Origin of the sequence: Streptomyces sp. R28 (genome assembly GCF_041052385.1) — a bacterium.
In the GTDB taxonomy this organism is placed as follows: domain Bacteria; phylum Actinomycetota; class Actinomycetes; order Streptomycetales; family Streptomycetaceae; genus Streptomyces.
This window is the reverse complement of record NZ_CP163439.1, coordinates 10459728-10477258: the sequence shown is the minus strand read 5'-3', so window position 1 is coordinate 10477258 and position 17531 is coordinate 10459728. Positions and strand designations below refer to the sequence as shown.

The window sequence follows — 17531 nt, the reverse complement described above, 5'->3', positions numbered from 1 at the left end:
CCGCCGCTCGCCCGACGGGTGCCCGCGCGAGGCGACTCCCTCGCCAGGAGTCTCCGCGTACGGCCGGAAGCAGCGCCGACCGGGTGACACACTCTGCTGTGTGGCCCTGACCTTCGACGATCTCCGCACGCGCGCCCGGTCCCTCCCCCGCGACGGCCGCCGTGCCGTCCTCGGCATCGCGGGCAGCCCCGGTGCGGGCAAGACGACGCTCGCCGAGCGCCTGGTGCGGGAGCTGAACGGGGCCGGGGATCCCTGGGTCGCGCATGTGCCGATGGACGGCTTCCACCTCGCCGACATGGAGCTGGACCGGCTCGGGCGCCGGGACCGCAAGGGGGCGCCCGACACGTTCGACGCGGCGGGGTACGCGGCACTGCTGCGGCGCCTGCACGAGGAGGCCGGCGGCGACACCGTGTACGCGCCCGGCTTCGAGCGGGTCCTGGAGCAGCCGATCGCGGGGGCCGTTCCGGTGGAGCCGACGGCCCGGCTGGTGGTGACCGAGGGCAACTATCTGCTGCTGGACACGGGAGCGTGGGCGCGGGTGCGGCCGCAGCTGGACGAGGTGTGGTTCTGCGAGCTCGACGAACCGGAGCGGATCCGGCGGCTGGTCGCCCGGCACGAGGAGTTCGGCAAGCCGCACGAGCAGGCGGTGGCGTGGGTGCTGGGCTCGGACCAGCGCAACGCGGAGCTGGTCGCCGCGACCCGGGGCAGGGCCGACCTGGTCGTGCCGGGCTCGGCGTTCCGCCTCCCCCAGGAGCCGTCGGCCGCGCGGGCGGGGGCCTGACCGCGGGTGGGGCTGGACATCACCGTTCTCGCGGTGGACTGGGGGCGGCTGGAGTCGACTGCGGTGGGCCGGCGGCTGGGGTTGCTGGAGGATGCGGCGTATCCCGACAGCGAGGTGGACTGGGAGGCGGAGCCGGAGGTGGGGTGGGTGTGCCCGGCGGCGCCGGACCTGCCGTGGTGCGCCCGGTACGCGTTCCACTGCACCAGCGGCTCGTACAAGCCGCACTTCTGGGCCGGGCAGGCCTGGGAGGACGTACGGGACTTCGCCGAACCCGGGCTCCGGGAGAGCCTCGACGGTTTCCTACGGGACCTGTTCTGGCACGACGACCCGGCGGCCCCGCCGCTCGACGGGCTCGTCCATGACGCCGGCGATCCAGGGCGGCCGGGCCTGCTCGTCGCCTGCCCGCCCAAGACGGTGTCCGCCCTGGCCGCCCGCTGGGCCGTCGTCGAGCCGCTGTTGGAAGGGCTGCGTGCGGCCTACGACGTCCATGCCGCGCGTCCGGGCGGATGGATCGAGGACTTCGACGGTTTCGCCGTACTGCTCCGCGAGTGGGCGGTGGTCGTGCGCGAGGCCGAGCAGCGCGGGTGGGGGCTGCTCGGCCTGCCGTGGTGAGAGCCGCCGTCGGCTCGACGCCCTTGTCGGGGGCGCCCGTTACGAGGCCGTCAGGGTCAGCTCCGGCTCGCCCTGGGCGTCGCCCGTCGCCTCGCCGATCACGGCGGTGAACGCCTCGGTGCGGACCGTCAGACCTGAACCATCGTGCGCGAAGGTCGGCGCGAACGGGCCCGTCGGTCCGTAGCGCACGGCGAAGACGTGCAGGTCCTCCGGGGCGCCGGGGGCCGGTCCGGCCTCCAGGGCCGTCGAGCTGACCAGGTGGCTCCAGCCCTCGTCGGGGTTGCCGTAGCCGCGGGGGTCGGCCGCCAGGGCGAAGGCGGCCTGTTCCTGGGTCAGGTCCGCGCGGGCGTCGAAGTGCTCCACGCCGTCGGACCGCGGGTGGGCCAGGCGGAGTTCACCGGCCGCCGTGACCTCGCCGTCCGCGACCCGGCGTACGCGGTCGCCGTCGTCGGTGGCGTACGGCAGGCCGGCGAGCAGGTACGGCGTTCCGGGGAGCCGTTGCACCGCGACGGTCGCCCACAGGCTGGTGCCGTCGGTGACGTACAGGGAGCGGACGTGGCGCAGGACGTGGTCGCGGCCGACGACCGGCTTGGTGACCAGCTTCGCCGTCAGGCCGTCGGCGTCGATGTCGCGGACGCGGACCTCGCCCATCGGGCGGCAGAACAGGAAGCCGTCCGTCACCGGGCCGAAGCCGTGCTGCCGGTTCACCGCCGCCGCCAGGTAGTAGGTGCCCGCGGCCTCGACCAGCGACGGGGTCATACGGTCGTCGAAGGCCACCGAGACCGTGCCCGCGCGCAGTTGGTGGCGGGCGGGGGTGGTGGACGGCGTGCGGTGCCAGCGGGTGGTGTCCTGGATCTGCCAGACCAGCATCCACGCGAAGTGACCGTCGACTCCGCCGTCCGCCTTGACCGCGTGCCGGCCCCAGCGGCTGTCGCCCCGGTAGCGGCCGAGGTCGGAGCCGATCCGGGCGCCGAAGTAGCGCAGTCCCAGGACCGATTCGAAGGCGGAGTGCTGCTCGCTGTAGCGCGGGCCGCCGTTGTCGAAGCCGCCGCCCGTCAGGCGGGCGTCGATGTAGCGGGCGAGCGCGTCGCCGTCCTCGGCGAAGATGTCCTCGCCGCTGATCCGGTGGGCCTGGGCGAGGAAGGACAGGGAGATCGGGCCGTAGTTGTTGTCGTAGGCGCCGCCGTGCTCGGGGGGCAGCAGTGCGCCACGGTCCGCTACGCGGTGGGCACGGATCCGGTCGACGTACAGGGCGATCGCGCGCGAACGCACCGGCTCGCCCTGCTCCGGCGGGAGATGGCGGGCCAGCATCAGGCCGCCGACGACGCAGCCGATGGCCTGGTTGCCGGCCTCCTGCGGGTTGAAGAAGGTCGCCTCGGTGAGCCAGCGCCAGTAGCCGTGCGCCACCTCGACGAGTCCGGCGCGCTGCTCGTCCTCGACGAGACCCTCCGCGAGGTCCAGCACGTTGACCGCTTGGAGCAGCGCCCACACCGTGCTCGGCCAGTCGCCGATGGGGTGGGCGCCGGAGGCGAGGGTGTAACGGGCGTACGGCAGACCGGAGTTGCGTGCCCTCAGGTTCGGGTAGCCGGGGTTGTCCTCGGTGTACACCCGCTCGCGCAGATGGAAGGCGAGGCTGCGGCGCACCGCCTCCGGCAGGCGCGGGTCCTTGCCGCGCTGCCAGGCGAGGGCGAGCAGCGAGGTGATGCCGAGCGAGGTGTCGCCGATGTCGTCGACGCACTCCGGGTGTTCCAGGTTGCCCTCTGGCGTGAGCCGGGCCAGGGCCTCCTCCACGACCCCGGCGATGACGGCGTCGTAGGCCTCCGGGGTGTCGGGGAGGTCGTGCAGCGGGCCGAGCTGGCGCGGGAGATGCACGGGAGGGGGCGTGAGGTGCACGGGGATCAACCCTTCATGCCTGGGGTGGCCATGGCGTGGTTCGTCGGGGTCACACGACAGGTGCGGACCGGCGGGCGCGCAGTGCGACGGTCAGAGTCTGCGGCCCCTGTCCGCCGATGTAGACGCGGTTTCCGGTCGTCGCGTCGGTGCCGCCGACCACGGTGTAGTCCTGGCCCGGGTCGTAGCGCAGTACGTCGCTGCGGTCCGGCCCGGCGAGCGGTTCGCCTGCCTCGACGCGGGCCTCGACCCGGATCTCGTCGTCGCCGGCCCGGTAGGTCATCGGCCCGGTCGTCAGGCACCGGCGTGCCTCGCCGATCGGTACGCCGCCCTCCGGCACGCCGCCCGGCCGGAAGGTCAGTTCGAGCGCCCAGGGCACCCGTGGTCCGCTGATGTCGATCCGCAGGTCGGCGCCGTCCTCCCGCAGGTCCACCTCGACGCGGGTGGTGTGCGAGACCTCGTCCCGAGGCCGGTCCGGGAAGGCCATCGCGGCCGAGAAGCGGCCCTCGTCCACGAGCCGGTATGCGCCGTCGTCCCGCCTCCGGTCCGTCGGGAGCGGCTGGTAGTAGGCGGCCGTGAGGGTTTCGGTGAGCCGGTACCGGCCGTCGGCGAGCTGTTGCATGCCGGCGGCCCGGAACGGGCCCAGGTCGAAGAACCCCCGCGACAGACGGACCGCGTCGAGGACGGCGTCGCCGGCGAACAGCCGCAGGAAGGTGGGGTTGCAGGCGAGGCCCGAGCGGATGCGCCGGTGCTCGGGCACGTCGGAGCCGCCGTACACCACCGTGTGCGCGGTGCCGGAGGCGCGGGCCGCGAGGCGTGCGGTGGTGAGGTACTGCTCGCGGGGCAGTGTCTCCTCGTCCGGTGCGGGCAGGGCGCGGCGCAGGTCCGGGGTGAGGAGGGTCTCGGCGAGCAGGTCGGGGTCGTCGATGCCGCCGGCGGCCGCCAGCCGTGCCGCCCGGCTGAAGTCGCCCCGGCCGGTGCGGATCGCGAGCAGCCGGTAGTGCGGCAGGTAGGGCGCCAGCGGGAACGGGTGGTTCTGGTCCTGCCGTCGCGAGTGGACGGTCTCCACCGTGCCGTCCGGCCTGATGAGGTCCAGGGTCGTGGCGAGGTTGCGCTCGACGGCGTCCCGCAGGTCGTCGCGGCCGAGCACGTCGGCCAGCAGGAGCAGCGAGGGGTTGGACACGTGGGCCGCGTAGACGGCGCTGCGTTCCGAGTACAGGCCCTCCGCGTCGATGTCGACGCCCTCCGAGAGCCACTCCTCGATGCGGTCGAGCAGCCGGCCGTCGGGGAACGAGCGGTGCAGGCGGGCCAGCGCCGCGGACAGCTCCCAGCGGTGGTTCGGGGTGTGCACCCCGCCGGTCAGGAGGCTGTCGGTGGCGGCGCCGGCGATCTCGGCGAGCGCGGCCGTGACGTCGCGCAGTTCCGGCCCCGCGCCGGCGGCGAGGAGGTGCGCGTCGCACACGTCGTTGACGGTGAACGCGGAATCCGGCGGTGACTGCACGTTGTCGCCGCCGGCGAAGAGGCCGGTCGTGGTCTGCGCGCCCCGCAGGGCACGCAGGTGGGTCATCGCGGCGGCGACGGCCTGCCCGCTGCCGTGCAGTGCCGAGTCCGGGGACCGGTATGCCGCGACCAGGGTCTTCACCCGCCGTGCCAGAACGCGGTGGGTCACACCGGCGGGTTCCTTGTCGGGGCCGTCCGCCAGCGGGGCGGCCAGCCGGTCGGCGGCGCGCGCCGCCGCGCGGACGAAGTCGTGGTCGAGCGGGGTGGGCAAGGTCAGTCCTTCAGTCCGGCATTGATGTCGGCGCCCATGACGTAGCGCTGGAAGACCAGGAAGATGGCGATCAGCGGGATCATGGAGATGACCGATGCGCCGAGCAGGACCGACCAGTTGATGTTCTGCGCGCCGACGATGCTCTGGATGCCGATCTGCACGGTGAACTTGTTGGGGTCGTTGAGCATCAGGAGCGGCCAGATGTAGTCGTTCCACCGCCACTGGAAGGACAGGATGGCGAGGGTCAGCATGATGGGCCGGGAGATCGGCACCATGATCCGCAGAAAGATCGACAGCTCCTTGGCACCGTCAATGCGTGCGGCTTCCACGAGTTCGTCGGGAACCGTCAGGAAGAACTGGCGGAACATGAAGCATCCGGTCGCGGTGAGCACGGCCGGGAGGATGATACCGGCGAACGAGTTGTAGAGGCCGAGGTTGCGGACCACCAGGAACTCCGGGGCGAGCATGACCTCGCCCGGCAGCATCGTGGTGGCCAAGATGCAGAGGAAGAACGCCTTGAGCCATCGGTTGTCGTACTTGGCCAGCGCGTACCCGGTGCAGCAGCTGACTCCCACCGTGAGGACCGTCGTGATCACGCACACGATGGCCGTGTTGATGAAGTACTGGGAGAAGTTGGCGCTGTCCCACGCTGCCTTGAATCCCGACAGGGTGGGGTTGTGCGGGACCAGCGTCAGCGGATAGGAGAACAGGTCGCTGGCCGGCTTGAAGGAGCTGAGGACGAACCACAGCACCGGGAACCCGTACAGGCACGCCATGATCCACAGCAGTGTCGTCGCGGACACCGCCTGCCGGAGTCCACCGGTGGCCGTCTTGCGGGGCCGCTTCTTGGAGACTCGCCGTCCGGAGTCGACGTCGGCCGGGCGCGGGATGTCTGTGGTTGTCATCGGTTCTCCACCCGCCGGTTGACCATCAGCTGGACGACCGCGACGGCCATCAGGATGAGCATGAGCACGAATGACGCGGCGCTCGCGTAGCCGATCTGGCCCCGTTTGAAGCCGGTCTCGTAGATGTACTGGACGAGCAGGTTGTTCGACGTGCCGGGTCCGCCGTTGTTGAGGGCGACGAACACCGGGTACTCCTTCATGGCGTTGATCGTGTTGAGCAGGATGACGATGAACGAGGTGGGCGCGATGCTCGGCAGCGTGATGCTGAAGAACTGGCGCCAGGGGCCGGCGCCGTCGAGCGAGGCGGCCTCGTAGTACGACACCGGTACGTTCTTGATCGCCGCGATGAACAGCAGCATCGTGAAACCCGTCCAGGCCCAGGCCGCCGCCATCACCACCACGAGCAACGAGAGGTCCGCGTTCGACTGCCACGGAACGGCGTCTCCGCCGAACTTCTCGATGACGTAGTTGACCAGTCCGAAGTTCTCGCCGAACATCCACCGCCACAGGACACCCACGACGATGGGCGACAGCAGCCATGGGATGAAGAAGACGACGCGGGCGACCGACCCGCCCTTGGCGTGCTTGCTCACCACCAGGTTGGCGGCGAGCAGCGAGACCACGAAGTTCAGCGGGACGAAGAGGACGGTGTAAAGCAGCGTCCTGGTCAGCGCGTCGTAGAACGTGGAGTCCCCGAACAGGTTGTGGTAGTTGTCCAGCCCGACCCACTGGAACACCCCCACGCCCGTGTAGTTCGTGAAGGAGTAGAGGAGCCCGATCACCGCCGGCCAGACGAAGAACAGCGAGAAGAGCACGACGTTGGCCGCGATGAGGACGAGCGGCGCAAGGGTGTACTTGCTGCGTCTCCTGGGCGGGCTCACGGACACGTCCGAGGCGCGTTTTGTCATCTTCCTGACTCCGTGCTGGTGGAAGGGATTGCGGTGGGCTCAGGCCATGAGCCCTGCATCACATGGACGGCCAGGTCCGGGCGGGGGGGTCGGGGCACCGCCGCCCGGGCGCTTGTGGCCTACGATCAGCCGCCGACCTGCTGGTTGTAGCCGTCCACAATGTTCTGCAGGGCCTTGTCGGCCGACTGCTGGCCGTTGATCGCCTTGCCGAGCTCCGTCTTGGTCGGGTCCTCGGTGAGGCTCTTGCCCTTCAGTACCCAGTTCGTCTGCGCGCTGTTGAAGTAGCCGGAGATCGGGGCGTAGAGCGGGATCTCCTCGTTGTACAGCTTGAACGCCGCCTGCGCCGCCTCGGACTTGAAGGGGTACTTCGGGTTCAGACCGCTCTCGACCGGCAGGAAGCCGGACGCCTCGCACAGCGCCTGGTAGTGGGCCGGCTCGTACAGCCACGACAGGAACTTCGTCGCGGCGGTGGCCGCGTCGCCGTTGTTGTTGAAGCCGACCGTCATGCCGCCGCTGTTGACGTCGCTGGCCTGCACCGGCTGGGCGGGAGTCGGGACGCTCGCCCACTCGAACTTCTTGATGCTGTCCGCGAAGGCGGGCACCTGCCACACGCCGGACCAGTAGGCGACGACGTCACCGCTCTGGAACATGGCGGACGGGTCGGCGCCGCTGGTCCACACCGACTTCGGCATGGTCTTGTCGTCGTTCCATCCGACGAAGGTGTTCACGGCCTTTTTGGTCGCCGCGTCCACCGAGAACTTGCCGGAGGAGTCCGCGTGGACGTACTTGCCGCCCATCTCGTACACCATGGCGCGCAGCCGGGACGGCGACTGGTCGAAGGTCAGGGAGTACTTGGCGCCGGTCTTCTCGCGGACCCTGTTCGCCGCGGCGATGAAGTCGGTCCAGGTCCAGGTCTTCGACGGCGAGGTCGGGAAGTCGACGCCGGCCTTCTCGAACAGCGACTTGTTGATGAACATCCCGGAGGCGGTGACGTCCGAGGGGATGGAGAGCACCTTCCCGGACGAGTCCTTGGCGACGAAGTTGGCGTTGATCTTGTTGGTCTTGTTGTTGGCGATGGAGCTGAGGTCGATCAGCTTGCTCGACCAGATCGGGTCCAGCGCCGGCACGGCCGCCACGTCGGGCAGGGAGTTCGCCTGCGCGGCGTTGTGCAGCTTCGTCGTGTAGCCGTCGTAGGGGAGGTTGACGAGCTTGACCTTGACGCCGGTTTCCTTCTCGTACTGCGCCACCATCTTCTTCCAGCCCGCGTCCTGCCCCGGAACCGTGGAGATCCAGAACGTCAGCGACTTGGAGGTCCCGCCCGAGTCGGATCCCGACCCGCAGGCGGAGAGGAGAAGGGCACCTGCCGTGGCCACGGCAGCGAGGGGAACCATCCGGCGTATGCCGCCGCGGCCGAGTCGGCGGGAGCGCCGCACACCCACACTGGTCATCTTCGATCCCTTTTCTTCGTAGCGGAAGAAGCACGGCGCCAGCCGAGGCGGCACGGGTGCATTTTGCAGGAAGTTTCGCTTTCCGGGGGCACGGCCTCGCCCGGCCGCGTCGCCTTGACGGGTGGGGTCCCCGGCCATGACGGCCGTCGTCGCACAAGCACGCCCTCGTGCGGCTGCCGTACTTCGCGTACGGGCGGGAGGCTCACCCGGAGTCGGCGTCCCGGCCGACTCAGAAAGCGCTTGTCCGGACATTGGCAGATCGAGTCGGAGGCCGTCAATCCTTCGACCCCGCGGCATCGGTCACGGTTTGGACTCCTCGGGAGACCGCGAGCCGGGCGGCGCCCACGACCGTGCCGAGGTCCCCGACCGTGCTGCTGACCACTTCGGTGGGCCAGCTCAGCCGGGCGAGTTCCGCCCGCACACCCGGCAGCACCTGCGGGTCCGCGCCGGTGCTGCCGCCGAGCACGATCAGTCCCGGGTCCAGTACGGCGGTCACGGCGGCGGCGAGGCGGCCGATGTCCGCGGCATGGCGGCCGATCACGGAGCGGGCCGCGGCCCGGCCCTCCCCGGCCAGGGCGAAGAGCTGCTCGGCGGTACGCGGGCAGGGCCCGTCCTCGTCCGGCCAGGCCTCGGCCGCGCGCCGCAGGAGCGAGCGGGCGCCGATGTACTCCTCCAGGGCCTCGTGGCGCGGCTCACGGCCGTCGTCCCAGGGGTAGGGCAGCCGGGCCAGCTCACCGGCGGCGCCGTTGGCTCCGCGCAGCACCTGCCCGCCGACCACGATGCCGAGGCCGATACCGACGCCGATGCGCAGGTAGCCGAAGGTGCGCCGGCCGCGCGCGGCGCCCTCGTGCAGTTCGGCGAGCGCGGCGCAGTTGACGTTGTTCTCGAGGTGGACGGGAACGCCTGGCGGCAGGGCGACGGCCATGGCGTCGAAGACGGGGCCGGCCTTGGCCGTGGCGGGGCGCATGCGGGCGCCCTCCTTCTCCCGTGCGGTGACGTCACCGACGGCGACCACGACAGTGCGCAGCGGTGCGCCGGCGGGCAGCGCGACGAGCGCCTCGCGCACGACGTCGGCTGCCTCCTCCCGGCTCCCGATGGCCTGGGCCAGCAGGGTGCCGTCCAGGGCGCAGCCGCGCACCCGGGTCAGGGAGGGGCCGAGGTCGACGGCGAGCACGGCCCCGGCGGCCGGGCCGAGACCGTACACGGCGGCGGAACGGCCCGTGCCGCCGGAGGCGGTGCCGGAGTGGGCGGCGAGCCGGGCGCTCTCCAGCTCCGCGACGGCGGAGGACACGGTGGGCTTGGACAGGCCGGCCAGGCTCGCGAGCTGCGGCCGGGTCGCGCTGCCCGCCTCGGCGAGCACGGCGAAGACCGCGCTTGCGCTCTCGGTCAGGCGGGGGGTTTCCGCCACGTCGTGTATCACAGTTCTCCCACGGGTCACGGGCCGCTCAGTGGTCGAGTGCGCGATGCCTCTTGACGCACTGTACTTCGTTAGTTAACTTCCTAACGAACTTCACGGTACTCGCCTGCCGTGTCCGCCAGAAGCCTGTCCCGGGGCTTCCCTAGTTCACCAACTCCTGTAATTCCAGGCACGGTTCGCCCACCGTCACAGCCCAGCGCAACGACGAAAATGAGGTTCCGTGCAGGACTTCACGCCTCTCGTGGTCGGTATCGACGTGGGTGGCACCAAGACACATCTGCGTGCCTACGTCGGCACGGAGCCGGTCGCCGACCACGTCCGCACGAGCAGCGGCTGGCGGCCGCACGACCCCGTGGCCGCCACCGGCTGGCTGGCCGTGCTGGTCGCCGACGCGCTGCCGCAGGGCGCGCGCCCAGCGGCCCTCGCCGTGGGCGGCCACGCCTGCGAGACTCCGCGCCAGTGCGCCCAGATACGTACCGCCCTGCAACTGCACTTCGACGCACCCGCGCTGGTCGTGGGCGACGCCGAACTGCTCGTGCCCGCTGCGGGCCTGGACAAGGGGGTCGGCCTGGTGGCCGGCACCGGTTCCGTCGCGGTGGGCCGGCTCGCCGACGGTACTTCCCTCCAGGTCGGCGGCTGGGGTGCGGTGCTCGGCGACGAGGGCGGCGCGGCCGGTCTGGTCCGCGAGGCCGCCCGGGCGGTATGGGCGGCGCACGACCGCGGGGAGGAACCCGACGAACTGGCCCGGGGTCTGCTCGCATCCTTCGACGTCTCCGAAGTGCCGGCGCTCGGCGCCGCCCTGGAGAGCGCCACGGACGTCTCCGCACAATGGGGCCGGCATGCGCCGGTCGTGTTCGCGGCCGCCGAGGCGGGCTCGCCGCTCGCCCGTACGCTGATCACCGAGGCCGGCCGTGAGCTGGCGGCGCTCGTGCAGCGGCTCGCCGCGCGCGGGGTCGTGGTGGACGACGTGGTGGTCGCCGGCAGCACCGTCCTCGCCCAGGCCTCGCTGTACGGCGCGTTCGCCACAGCGCTCGCCCGGTCCGTGCCCGGAGCACGCCCGCAGCCGCTGCGCGCACCGCCGGTGGAGGGTGCCGTGGCGCTGGCCCGTTCGATCCTGTGAACCGGTCGGCCCTCGTTCATGCGCACGACACGCCACGGTCGCCGGGCCCTCGCCGACGGGACAGGACCTGGCCGTAGATCTTCGCTCAAAGCTCCACCGGACGCACCGGATTCGCACCTCTCATGCGTCCCGCGGGACATCTCTGATCACACGATCTCCTTCCCGGCCGCACGGCCGACGAACTGAAGAGAGGCACACGCATGCCGTCACCTGCCGGGCACCGCTCCTCCTCGAAGGCCGGTCGACTCGCCGTCAGCAGGCGGGGTTTCCTCAAGACCTCCCTGGGCGCCTCGGCCGGTGTGCTGGCCGCGCCCACCTTCGTCACATGGCTGGCCGCCGCGGACGCCAAGGCCGCCACGAACGCCGCCGCGTTCGTCGACGACTACAGGACGAACGTCGTCGCGAACCAGACTGCCGAGACCAACGCGGTGGTCCGGATCCTCGGCGGCTTCGCGCGGGTCTGGAAGACCGGTGGCGCCTGGGACACCGGCACCCCGCTGATGCCCGAGGTGCTGCGCGCCAACATGCGCTACTGCGCCCGGATCACGGCCACGCGCACGGACGCTCAGGCCAAGGAAGCGTTCATCATCGACCGTCAGCACCAGAGTTACTCGGTGATCGCCGGGCTGGGTCCGCTGGCCGACCTGTACAAAGCGGGTGCCAAGGCGGTCACGTCGATCACCAGCGCGCCGGACGGCACCCCCGCCGGGAAGATCAGCGACGCCTTGCCCGCCGACGCGCCGGCCGGTTCCGCCATCGGCGCGGGGTCGTACGACTCGGAGCTCGGCAAGGTGGCCAAGCTGGTCGACACCGTGCGCGGTCCCTTCGCCTCCGGCAACCCGGCCAAGTTCGCCTTCCAGTACCCGCGCCCATGGCGGATGAACGAGGACAGCGAGGTGGTCGACACCGGCAGGAAGGACGCCTTCGGCTTCCCCGTCTACGAGTCGGCCGTGGTCGTCGCCCCGCAGCTGCTGCGGCAACGCGGCGAGAGCGCGGCCGACGACGGCGGTTTCCCCAGCGGGCACACCAACGCCCTGCACCTGGCGGCCCTGGCGTACGCCTATGCCGTGCCCGAGCGCTTCCAGGAGATGGTGACCCGCGCCTTCGAGCTCAGCCACACCCGGATCGTGGCGGGCATGCACTCCACGGTCGACGTCGTCGGCGGCCGCGTCATGGCCACCGCCCTGGCCGCCGCCGCCCTCGCCGACCCGGTCAACGCCGAACTCAAGGCCGCGGCCCGGGCCCAGGCCCTGGCGTACTTCGAGCAGCGGACCGGCACGACGGCCGACACCCTGTACGCCTACGCCCACTCCGCCGGCAGCGACACCGACCCGTACGCCGACCGGGACGCCAACGCCCGCACGGTCAAGCCCAAGCTGACGTACGTGCTGACCCGGCAGGGCGGCAACGAGCCCCTGACCGTGCCGAAGGGTGCCGAGGTGCTGCTGGAGACGCGCCAGCCGTACCTGACCGCGGACCAGCGCCGCGAGGTGCTGCGCACGACCGCGCTGCCCGCCGGATACGTCCTGCTGGACGGCTTCGAGCAGTGGGGCCGGCTCGACCTGTTCGCCGCCGCGGACGGCTACGGCGCCTTCGACTCCGACGTGACCGTCACGCTCGACAAGGCGACCGGGGGCTTCGGCGCGGCGGACAGCTGGCGACCGGCATCGTCGGCGACGGCGGCCTGACCAAGCGCGGCACCGGCACGCTCACCCTGGCGGGCCACAACCGGTACCACGGCGGCACCGTGGTCGAGGACGGCGTCCTCGTCGCCGCGTCGCCAGGCGCCCTCGGGCGGGGCGACGTGCGGGTGGTGGGCGGCACGCTCCGCGCGGACAAGGTGCTGCGCGTGCGCGGCACGTACGTCCAGCGGGGCGAAACGACCCTGGAACTGCTGGTCCGCAAGAACCACGGCCCCGCCCTCGATGTGTCCTGCCGGGTCCAGCTGGGCCGGGGCAGCGTCCTGTCGCTGCGCCTCGACGCCGAACGCCCGCCGGTCGCCGGCACCACGGTTCCCGTCATCGAGGCGTCGCAGCTGCGCGGTCGGTTCGACCGTGTGGAGCTGAACTCCGAGACGCTGCGAGCCGTACCCGTGTACACGACGGACGGTCTGTCGGTACGACTCCTGAAGCGGTAACGCCGTCTCCCGGCGGGAGCTGATGCAGAGTAGGCCCATGAGCCGGCCCTGGATCAGCTCCCGCCGCCGCGGGGTCGACGGCGCCGCGGAGCGGATGATGGCGCGCGAACAGCACTCGGCCCCGGCCACGGAGGCGCTCCCCGGCGCGCCCGGCACGACCGGCACCACCGCCGCGCAGCCCTCGCAGCCCGCGCGGCTGTTCCGCAGGCGCTGGCTCGTGCCGCTGGTCGTCGTCGTGCTGCTGGGCCAGATGGCCGTCGCGATGGTGACGACCGCTGTGCAGCAGACGCCGACGATCGACGAGCCCGTGTACGTGGGTACGGCGGCCGACTACCTCCATGAGCACCGCCTGCGCTACAACCCCGAGCATCCGCCGCTGGGGAAGCTGGTCATCGCCGTCGGAGTGGGGTTGGCCGACCCGCATGTCGACGGGTCCTTCACCGGTGATCAGGGCCGGCTGGGGCGGCATCTGCTGTACGAGTCCGGGAACGATCCGTGGCACCTGATGCGGTTCGCCCGACTGCCCGTGATCGTTTTGACGCTTCTGTTCGGATTGATCGTCTTCGCTTTCGCCCGCGAACTCGTGGGCGTGGTGGGCGGTTTGCTCGCACTCGGTCTGTACGCCTTCTCCCCCGACGTCATCGCGCACGGCTCGCTGGCCACGTTGGACGTGCCCGCGGCCGGGTTTGTGCTGACGTCTGCGTGGCTGCTGTGGCGGGCCCGTCGACGGCCTCGTCTGTTCGTGCCGGCGGGCGGAGTGGCGCTGGGTGCGGCGCTGGCCACCAAGATGAGCACGCTGGCGGCGGTTCCGGTGCTGTTGGGGCTCGCCGCGCTGTCAGTCTGGCGCGCGGCGCGGCCGGCTTCGGAGCCGACGACCTCGGAGCCGACGACCTCGGAGCCGACGACCTCGGAGCCGATCCGCAGGAGGCTCGCGCGGGCGCTCGCGGGCGCGGGCGTCGTGGCGTTGGCCGCGGTCGCCGTCGTATGGGCCTCGTATCTGGTGGTCGACCCACGGTTGCGCTGGTCGCCCCCGCAGCCGGTGCCCGACGTGCACGGACTGCGGGGGCTGGTCGTCGATCTGCTGCCGTTCCCGCAGGCGTACCGGGACGGGATGCGCGTCCAGTTCGCCTTCGAGAACTACCCGTGGGAGGGCTTCCTGTTCGGGCGGCTCTACACCGGGTCGCTCTGGTACTACCTGCCGGCCGCGCTGCTGGTGAAGACGCCGCTCGGCATGCTCGCCCTGTGGGCGGCGGGTGCCGTCGCGGTCGTGGCGGTACGCCGGCTGCGGCCCGCGGCGCCATATCTGCTCGTCCCCACCGCCGTACTCCTGGCCGCCGCGATGACCGGCTCGCGGGATTTCGGCACGCGCTACGCCGTGTTCGTGCCGATGTTCCTGGCGGTGGCGGCGGGCTGTGTGCTCGCGGTGCGGTGGCGGTGGGCGCCGGTCGCGGTGGGGGCGCTGGCGCTGTTCGTCGCGGTCAGCTCGGTGCGGACGTACCCCTACTATCTGCCGTACTCCAACGAGGCGTTCGGCGGTCCGGAGAGGACTCATCTGCGGTTGCACGACTCCAACGTGGACTGGGGCCAGGACCTCGGCAGGCTCGCGGACCGGCTGCGCGAGCGGTACCGGGGTGAGCGGATCTGGCTCGTGTACAAGGGCAGCGGGGTGCCGTCCTTCTACGGCATCCGCGCCGCCGATCCACGCAAGGTGCCCGCCCGCGAAGTGCGCGGGCTGCTGGTCGTGTCGGACTCCTCGGTGGCCAAGGCGACCGGGCGGCTGGCCGAATTGATCGACAGAAGTCGTCCGATCGATACGGTCGGTAATTCGATCACGATCTATCGCCGGTGAGCGGTGACCTTCGGACGGGCCCTGGTCGCCACAGTGTGTGAGCTATGTTGAAGCACTGTGGAAGACAATGGAGGCGCCTCCCTGCCATCGCCGCAGCAGGCGCGTGCACAGGCATCCGCGATCACCTCGGGAAAGAGCACTCCGGAAGTGGAGGCGTCCCCGACTTCCCAGCTCAGGACACTCTTCGACCATCCTCGGCTCTCCCCGGGGCAGCGGCGCATCGCCCAGTACCTGATCGAGCACATCACCGAGGCCGCGTTCCTTTCGATCACCGATCTGGCCGAACGGGTGGGCGTGAGTCAGCCCTCGGTGACGCGTTTCGCCGCGGCGGTCGGCTTCAGCGGTTACCCCGCGCTACGGGAGAAGCTCCAGTCGATCGCCCTGGGCTCCCTCGCCAGGGGCCCCGAGGCCGCCGAGGAGAACGGCGCCAACGAACTGCAGTCCGCGGTGGACGCCGAGATCGAGAACCTGGAGAACCTGCGGCGCGACTTCGCCGACCCCGACCAGGTGATCGACATCGGCCGCAAACTGTCGCAGTCGACCCCCCTGACCATCCTCGGACTGCGCATCTCGGCGTCTCTCGCTGAGTACTTCGCCTACGCGGCCCGCCGCATCCACCCGGACGTGCGGCTGGTGACCCGGGGCGGCAGCGTCGCCTACGACTCGCTGCTCCAGTCGCGTGAGGCCGGCGGCACCTGGGTGTTGGCGTTCTCCATGCCCCGGCACGCCCAGGAGACGCTCACCGCCGTACGGGTCGCGCGCAGCGCCGGGCTGAAAGTCGCCCTGGTCACCGACCTGGCGCTCGGGCCGGTGGCCGACACGGCCGACGTCGTCTTCGCCACCGGCACCGGCTCCCGGCTGGTCTTCGACTCCTACGCCGCGCCCGGCGTGATGGCCTCCGCGCTGCTGCAGGCCATGACCGACGCCGACCCGGAGAGGACGCAGGCGCGGCTCGAGGACTACGAGCACATCTCCGAACAGCACCAGTTCTTCCTCCGGGACTGATCGCCCCTTCGCCGCGCCCTTGCCCTCGCGGGCGAATCCCCACTCCAGACAAAACAAACCGCAGGGGAACCATTCACCCCAAATCACGCATGAATGTTTTCATACTGCTTGCAAAGCGGACGGCATATATAAATACTTCACACGCATCATCCGCCCGCCGAAAGCAGCCGGTCCGCTCATGCGCACGTCACCCCATCCGCCGTGCGAACGCCGTCTGCCTCTCCGGGCTCCTCAACGAACAGCCATAGCCGCCGTCTCCTACCCGCGTCGGCGCTCGGGCTGTTCGGTCGGGCATCGCCTGCGCGAGCGCCCGTGGCGGCGGCCCCGGTCATCCCCTAGGCCGGGGCCGCCCCGACCCCGTCGGACACCCCATACGACGCCGCACACCCGGAAGCGATGACCATGCCCCTGACGACCACGCGCATCAGCTCGGACTGGCCGTGCCAGGTCAAGTCCCCCGGTTCCTACGACTGGGAGCGCTCGGCGGCCAAGTGGCTGCGCGAGCTGGTGCCGGCCCGCTACGCCAGCTATCCGGCCCTGATCCGCCACCCCGTCCTGCTCGCCCGCCATGCGCAGATCCAGGTCCAGAACGAGATCCGGGTCGCCCGCACCGCGCTGCAGACCGCACGGGCCGACCTGCCCGCGCTCGGCATGCCCGAGTCGGTCATCGAGCACACCATCAAGCTGTACGCGGCGGAGGTCATGCAGCTTCAGCACATCGCCCGCAGCGTGCGCGCGGTGTCCCAGGCACTGATCGACCACGGGCGCTGACCGAGCGCCGTCGAGGTCGCGCCGGGTGTCAGGACGCGTCGTTCGTCGCCGCGCAGGTGACCGTCGCCGACGGGGCACCGGTCGAGGCCGAGGCGTCGGCGAGGAACCCGAACTTGACGCTCGCACCGGGCTCCAGTCTCCCGTTCCATGACGCGTTGGCGACCGTGGCCGTGCCGTCCCGGGTCGTGGTGAGCGTGCCGTCCCAGACCTGGGTCAGGCGGGCCCCGTCGGCCGGTACGACCGTCGCGGTCCAGCCGGAGACGGAGGAGGCCGGCGCGTTGGTCACCGTCACCTCGCCCTGATAGCCGCCCTGCCAGCTGTTCACGGTCCGGAAGGACGCGGTGCAGGCGGGAGGGTCGCCGGCGTCACCGGCGCCGGGCGCGCCCGGGGCGGTCCCGCTGGGCACGACCGACGGGGCGGTGGGCGCGGACGGAGCCGGATCGCGGGCCGCGGCGCCGTCGCCGCGGGCGGAGACCAGCAGAGCGCCACCGAAACCGATGACCGCCGCAGCCGTCACGGCGACCGCGACGGCTGCGCGACGAAATCCGGGTCCGGATACGTCCGGACCGGGGCGGGCGCCGCGGCCGCGCGGTGCGGTCCTCGTGTCCGCTGCGACGGGCGGGAGTTCCTGTGTCGCGTCCTCGGCACCGGGCAGGGCCCCGGGGACGGTCACGGCCTCGTAGCCGTTGCGGTCCTGCTCCAACTCCTTGAACAGCTCCGCCAGGGCGTCGGTGCGGCGTGGCCGCAGGACGCGGATCGGTTCCAGGGCCGGCCCTTCGTCGGGCTGCTCGGCGTCGGGCCGTGTGGGCACGCCGCTCTCCCTTCCGTCCCGTCTGCACGGGCTTCGTCATTCCCCGGTGAGTGATACGGGGTTGTCGTCCCGCCGGTTCAGCGGATGCCGACGAATGCGCCGGGCG

Annotated in this window: 13 protein-coding genes and 1 pseudogene; 7 read left to right on the top strand and 7 right to left on the bottom strand. The window is 71.4% G+C overall.

Annotated features, from left to right (window positions below; all coding sequences use genetic code 11):
- Positions 1-100: 100 nt before the first annotated feature.
- Both AB5J49_RS45720 and AB5J49_RS45715 read left to right on the top strand, forming a co-directional pair.
- Entirely contained in the window at positions 101-781 is a 681-nt protein-coding gene (locus AB5J49_RS45720) for a nucleoside/nucleotide kinase family protein (protein WP_369174766.1), read from the top strand.
- A gap of 6 nt (positions 782-787) precedes the next feature.
- Positions 788-1393 (top strand): hypothetical protein, encoded by a 606-nt coding sequence (locus AB5J49_RS45715; protein ID WP_369174765.1) that lies wholly within the window; start codon positions 788-790, stop codon positions 1391-1393.
- A 39-nt stretch (positions 1394-1432) separates the two neighbouring features.
- Here AB5J49_RS45715 and AB5J49_RS45710 read toward each other — a convergent pair whose 3' ends face one another.
- The 6 genes from AB5J49_RS45710 to AB5J49_RS45685 form a co-directional block, all read right to left on the bottom strand.
- On the bottom strand, positions 1433-3265 hold the full coding sequence (locus tag AB5J49_RS45710; protein ID WP_369174764.1) for a hypothetical protein: 1833 nt from the start codon (positions 3263-3265) through the stop codon (positions 1433-1435).
- Between the two features lie 70 nt (positions 3266-3335).
- A complete protein-coding gene (locus tag AB5J49_RS45705) occupies positions 3336-5054 on the bottom strand; it encodes a hypothetical protein (RefSeq protein WP_369174763.1) in 1719 nt (572 codons plus the stop codon).
- A gap of 2 nt (positions 5055-5056) precedes the next feature.
- Positions 5057-5959, bottom strand: coding sequence for a carbohydrate ABC transporter permease (locus AB5J49_RS45700; protein ID WP_369174762.1), 903 nt, complete (start codon positions 5957-5959; stop codon positions 5057-5059).
- Positions 5956-6867 (bottom strand): carbohydrate ABC transporter permease, encoded by a 912-nt coding sequence (locus AB5J49_RS45695; RefSeq protein ID WP_369174761.1) that lies wholly within the window; start codon positions 6865-6867, stop codon positions 5956-5958. Before AB5J49_RS45695 ends, AB5J49_RS45700 begins: the two co-directional genes overlap by 4 nt.
- Before the next feature lie 125 nt (positions 6868-6992).
- Positions 6993-8315 carry an extracellular solute-binding protein gene (locus AB5J49_RS45690; RefSeq protein ID WP_369174760.1) on the bottom strand — a complete coding sequence of 441 codons (1323 nt, stop codon included), beginning with the start codon at positions 8313-8315 and terminating at the stop codon, positions 6993-6995.
- A gap of 274 nt (positions 8316-8589) precedes the next feature.
- A complete protein-coding gene (locus tag AB5J49_RS45685) occupies positions 8590-9723 on the bottom strand; it encodes an ROK family transcriptional regulator (protein ID WP_369174759.1) in 1134 nt (377 codons plus the stop codon).
- Between the two features lie 229 nt (positions 9724-9952).
- Here AB5J49_RS45685 and AB5J49_RS45680 point away from each other — a divergent pair, with 229 nt between their 5' ends.
- The 5 genes and pseudogenes from AB5J49_RS45680 (at position 9953) to AB5J49_RS45660 (ending at position 16614) form a co-directional block, all read left to right on the top strand.
- Positions 9953-10852: an N-acetylglucosamine kinase gene (locus tag AB5J49_RS45680; protein ID WP_369174758.1), complete on the top strand. Its 900-nt coding sequence runs from the start codon at positions 9953-9955 to the stop codon at positions 10850-10852.
- 200 nt (positions 10853-11052) lie between these two features.
- A pseudogene (locus tag AB5J49_RS45675) lies at positions 11053-12989 on the top strand (phosphatase PAP2 family protein).
- A gap of 250 nt (positions 12990-13239) precedes the next feature.
- Positions 13240-14838: an ArnT family glycosyltransferase gene (locus AB5J49_RS45670; protein WP_369175476.1), complete on the top strand. Its 1599-nt coding sequence runs from the start codon at positions 13240-13242 to the stop codon at positions 14836-14838.
- Between the two features lie 81 nt (positions 14839-14919).
- A complete protein-coding gene (locus tag AB5J49_RS45665; protein WP_369175475.1) occupies positions 14920-15843 on the top strand; it encodes a MurR/RpiR family transcriptional regulator in 924 nt (307 codons plus the stop codon).
- Between the two features lie 396 nt (positions 15844-16239).
- A complete protein-coding gene (locus tag AB5J49_RS45660; RefSeq protein ID WP_369174757.1) occupies positions 16240-16614 on the top strand; it encodes a hypothetical protein in 375 nt (124 codons plus the stop codon).
- A 28-nt stretch (positions 16615-16642) separates the two neighbouring features.
- Here the strand turns inward: AB5J49_RS45660 and AB5J49_RS45655 are convergent, their stop codons facing one another.
- A complete protein-coding gene (locus tag AB5J49_RS45655; protein WP_369174756.1) occupies positions 16643-17425 on the bottom strand; it encodes a cellulose binding domain-containing protein in 783 nt (260 codons plus the stop codon).
- Positions 17426-17531: the final 106 nt, after the last annotated feature.

Bases quoted from the DNA above. Each gene is read 5' to 3' on its own strand.
- AB5J49_RS45670 (WP_369175476.1), top strand. From the start codon at position 13,240: ATGGCCGTCGCGATGGTGACGACCGCTGTGCAGCAGACGCCGACGATC.
- AB5J49_RS45695 (WP_369174761.1), bottom strand. From the start codon at position 6,867: ATGACAAAACGCGCCTCGGACGTGTCCGTGAGCCCGCCCAGGAGACGC.
- AB5J49_RS45660 (WP_369174757.1), top strand. From the start codon at position 16,240: ATGACCATGCCCCTGACGACCACGCGCATCAGCTCGGACTGGCCGTGC.
- AB5J49_RS45700 (WP_369174762.1), bottom strand. From the start codon at position 5,959: ATGACAACCACAGACATCCCGCGCCCGGCCGACGTCGACTCCGGACGG.
- AB5J49_RS45690 (WP_369174760.1), bottom strand. From the start codon at position 8,315: ATGACCAGTGTGGGTGTGCGGCGCTCCCGCCGACTCGGCCGCGGCGGC.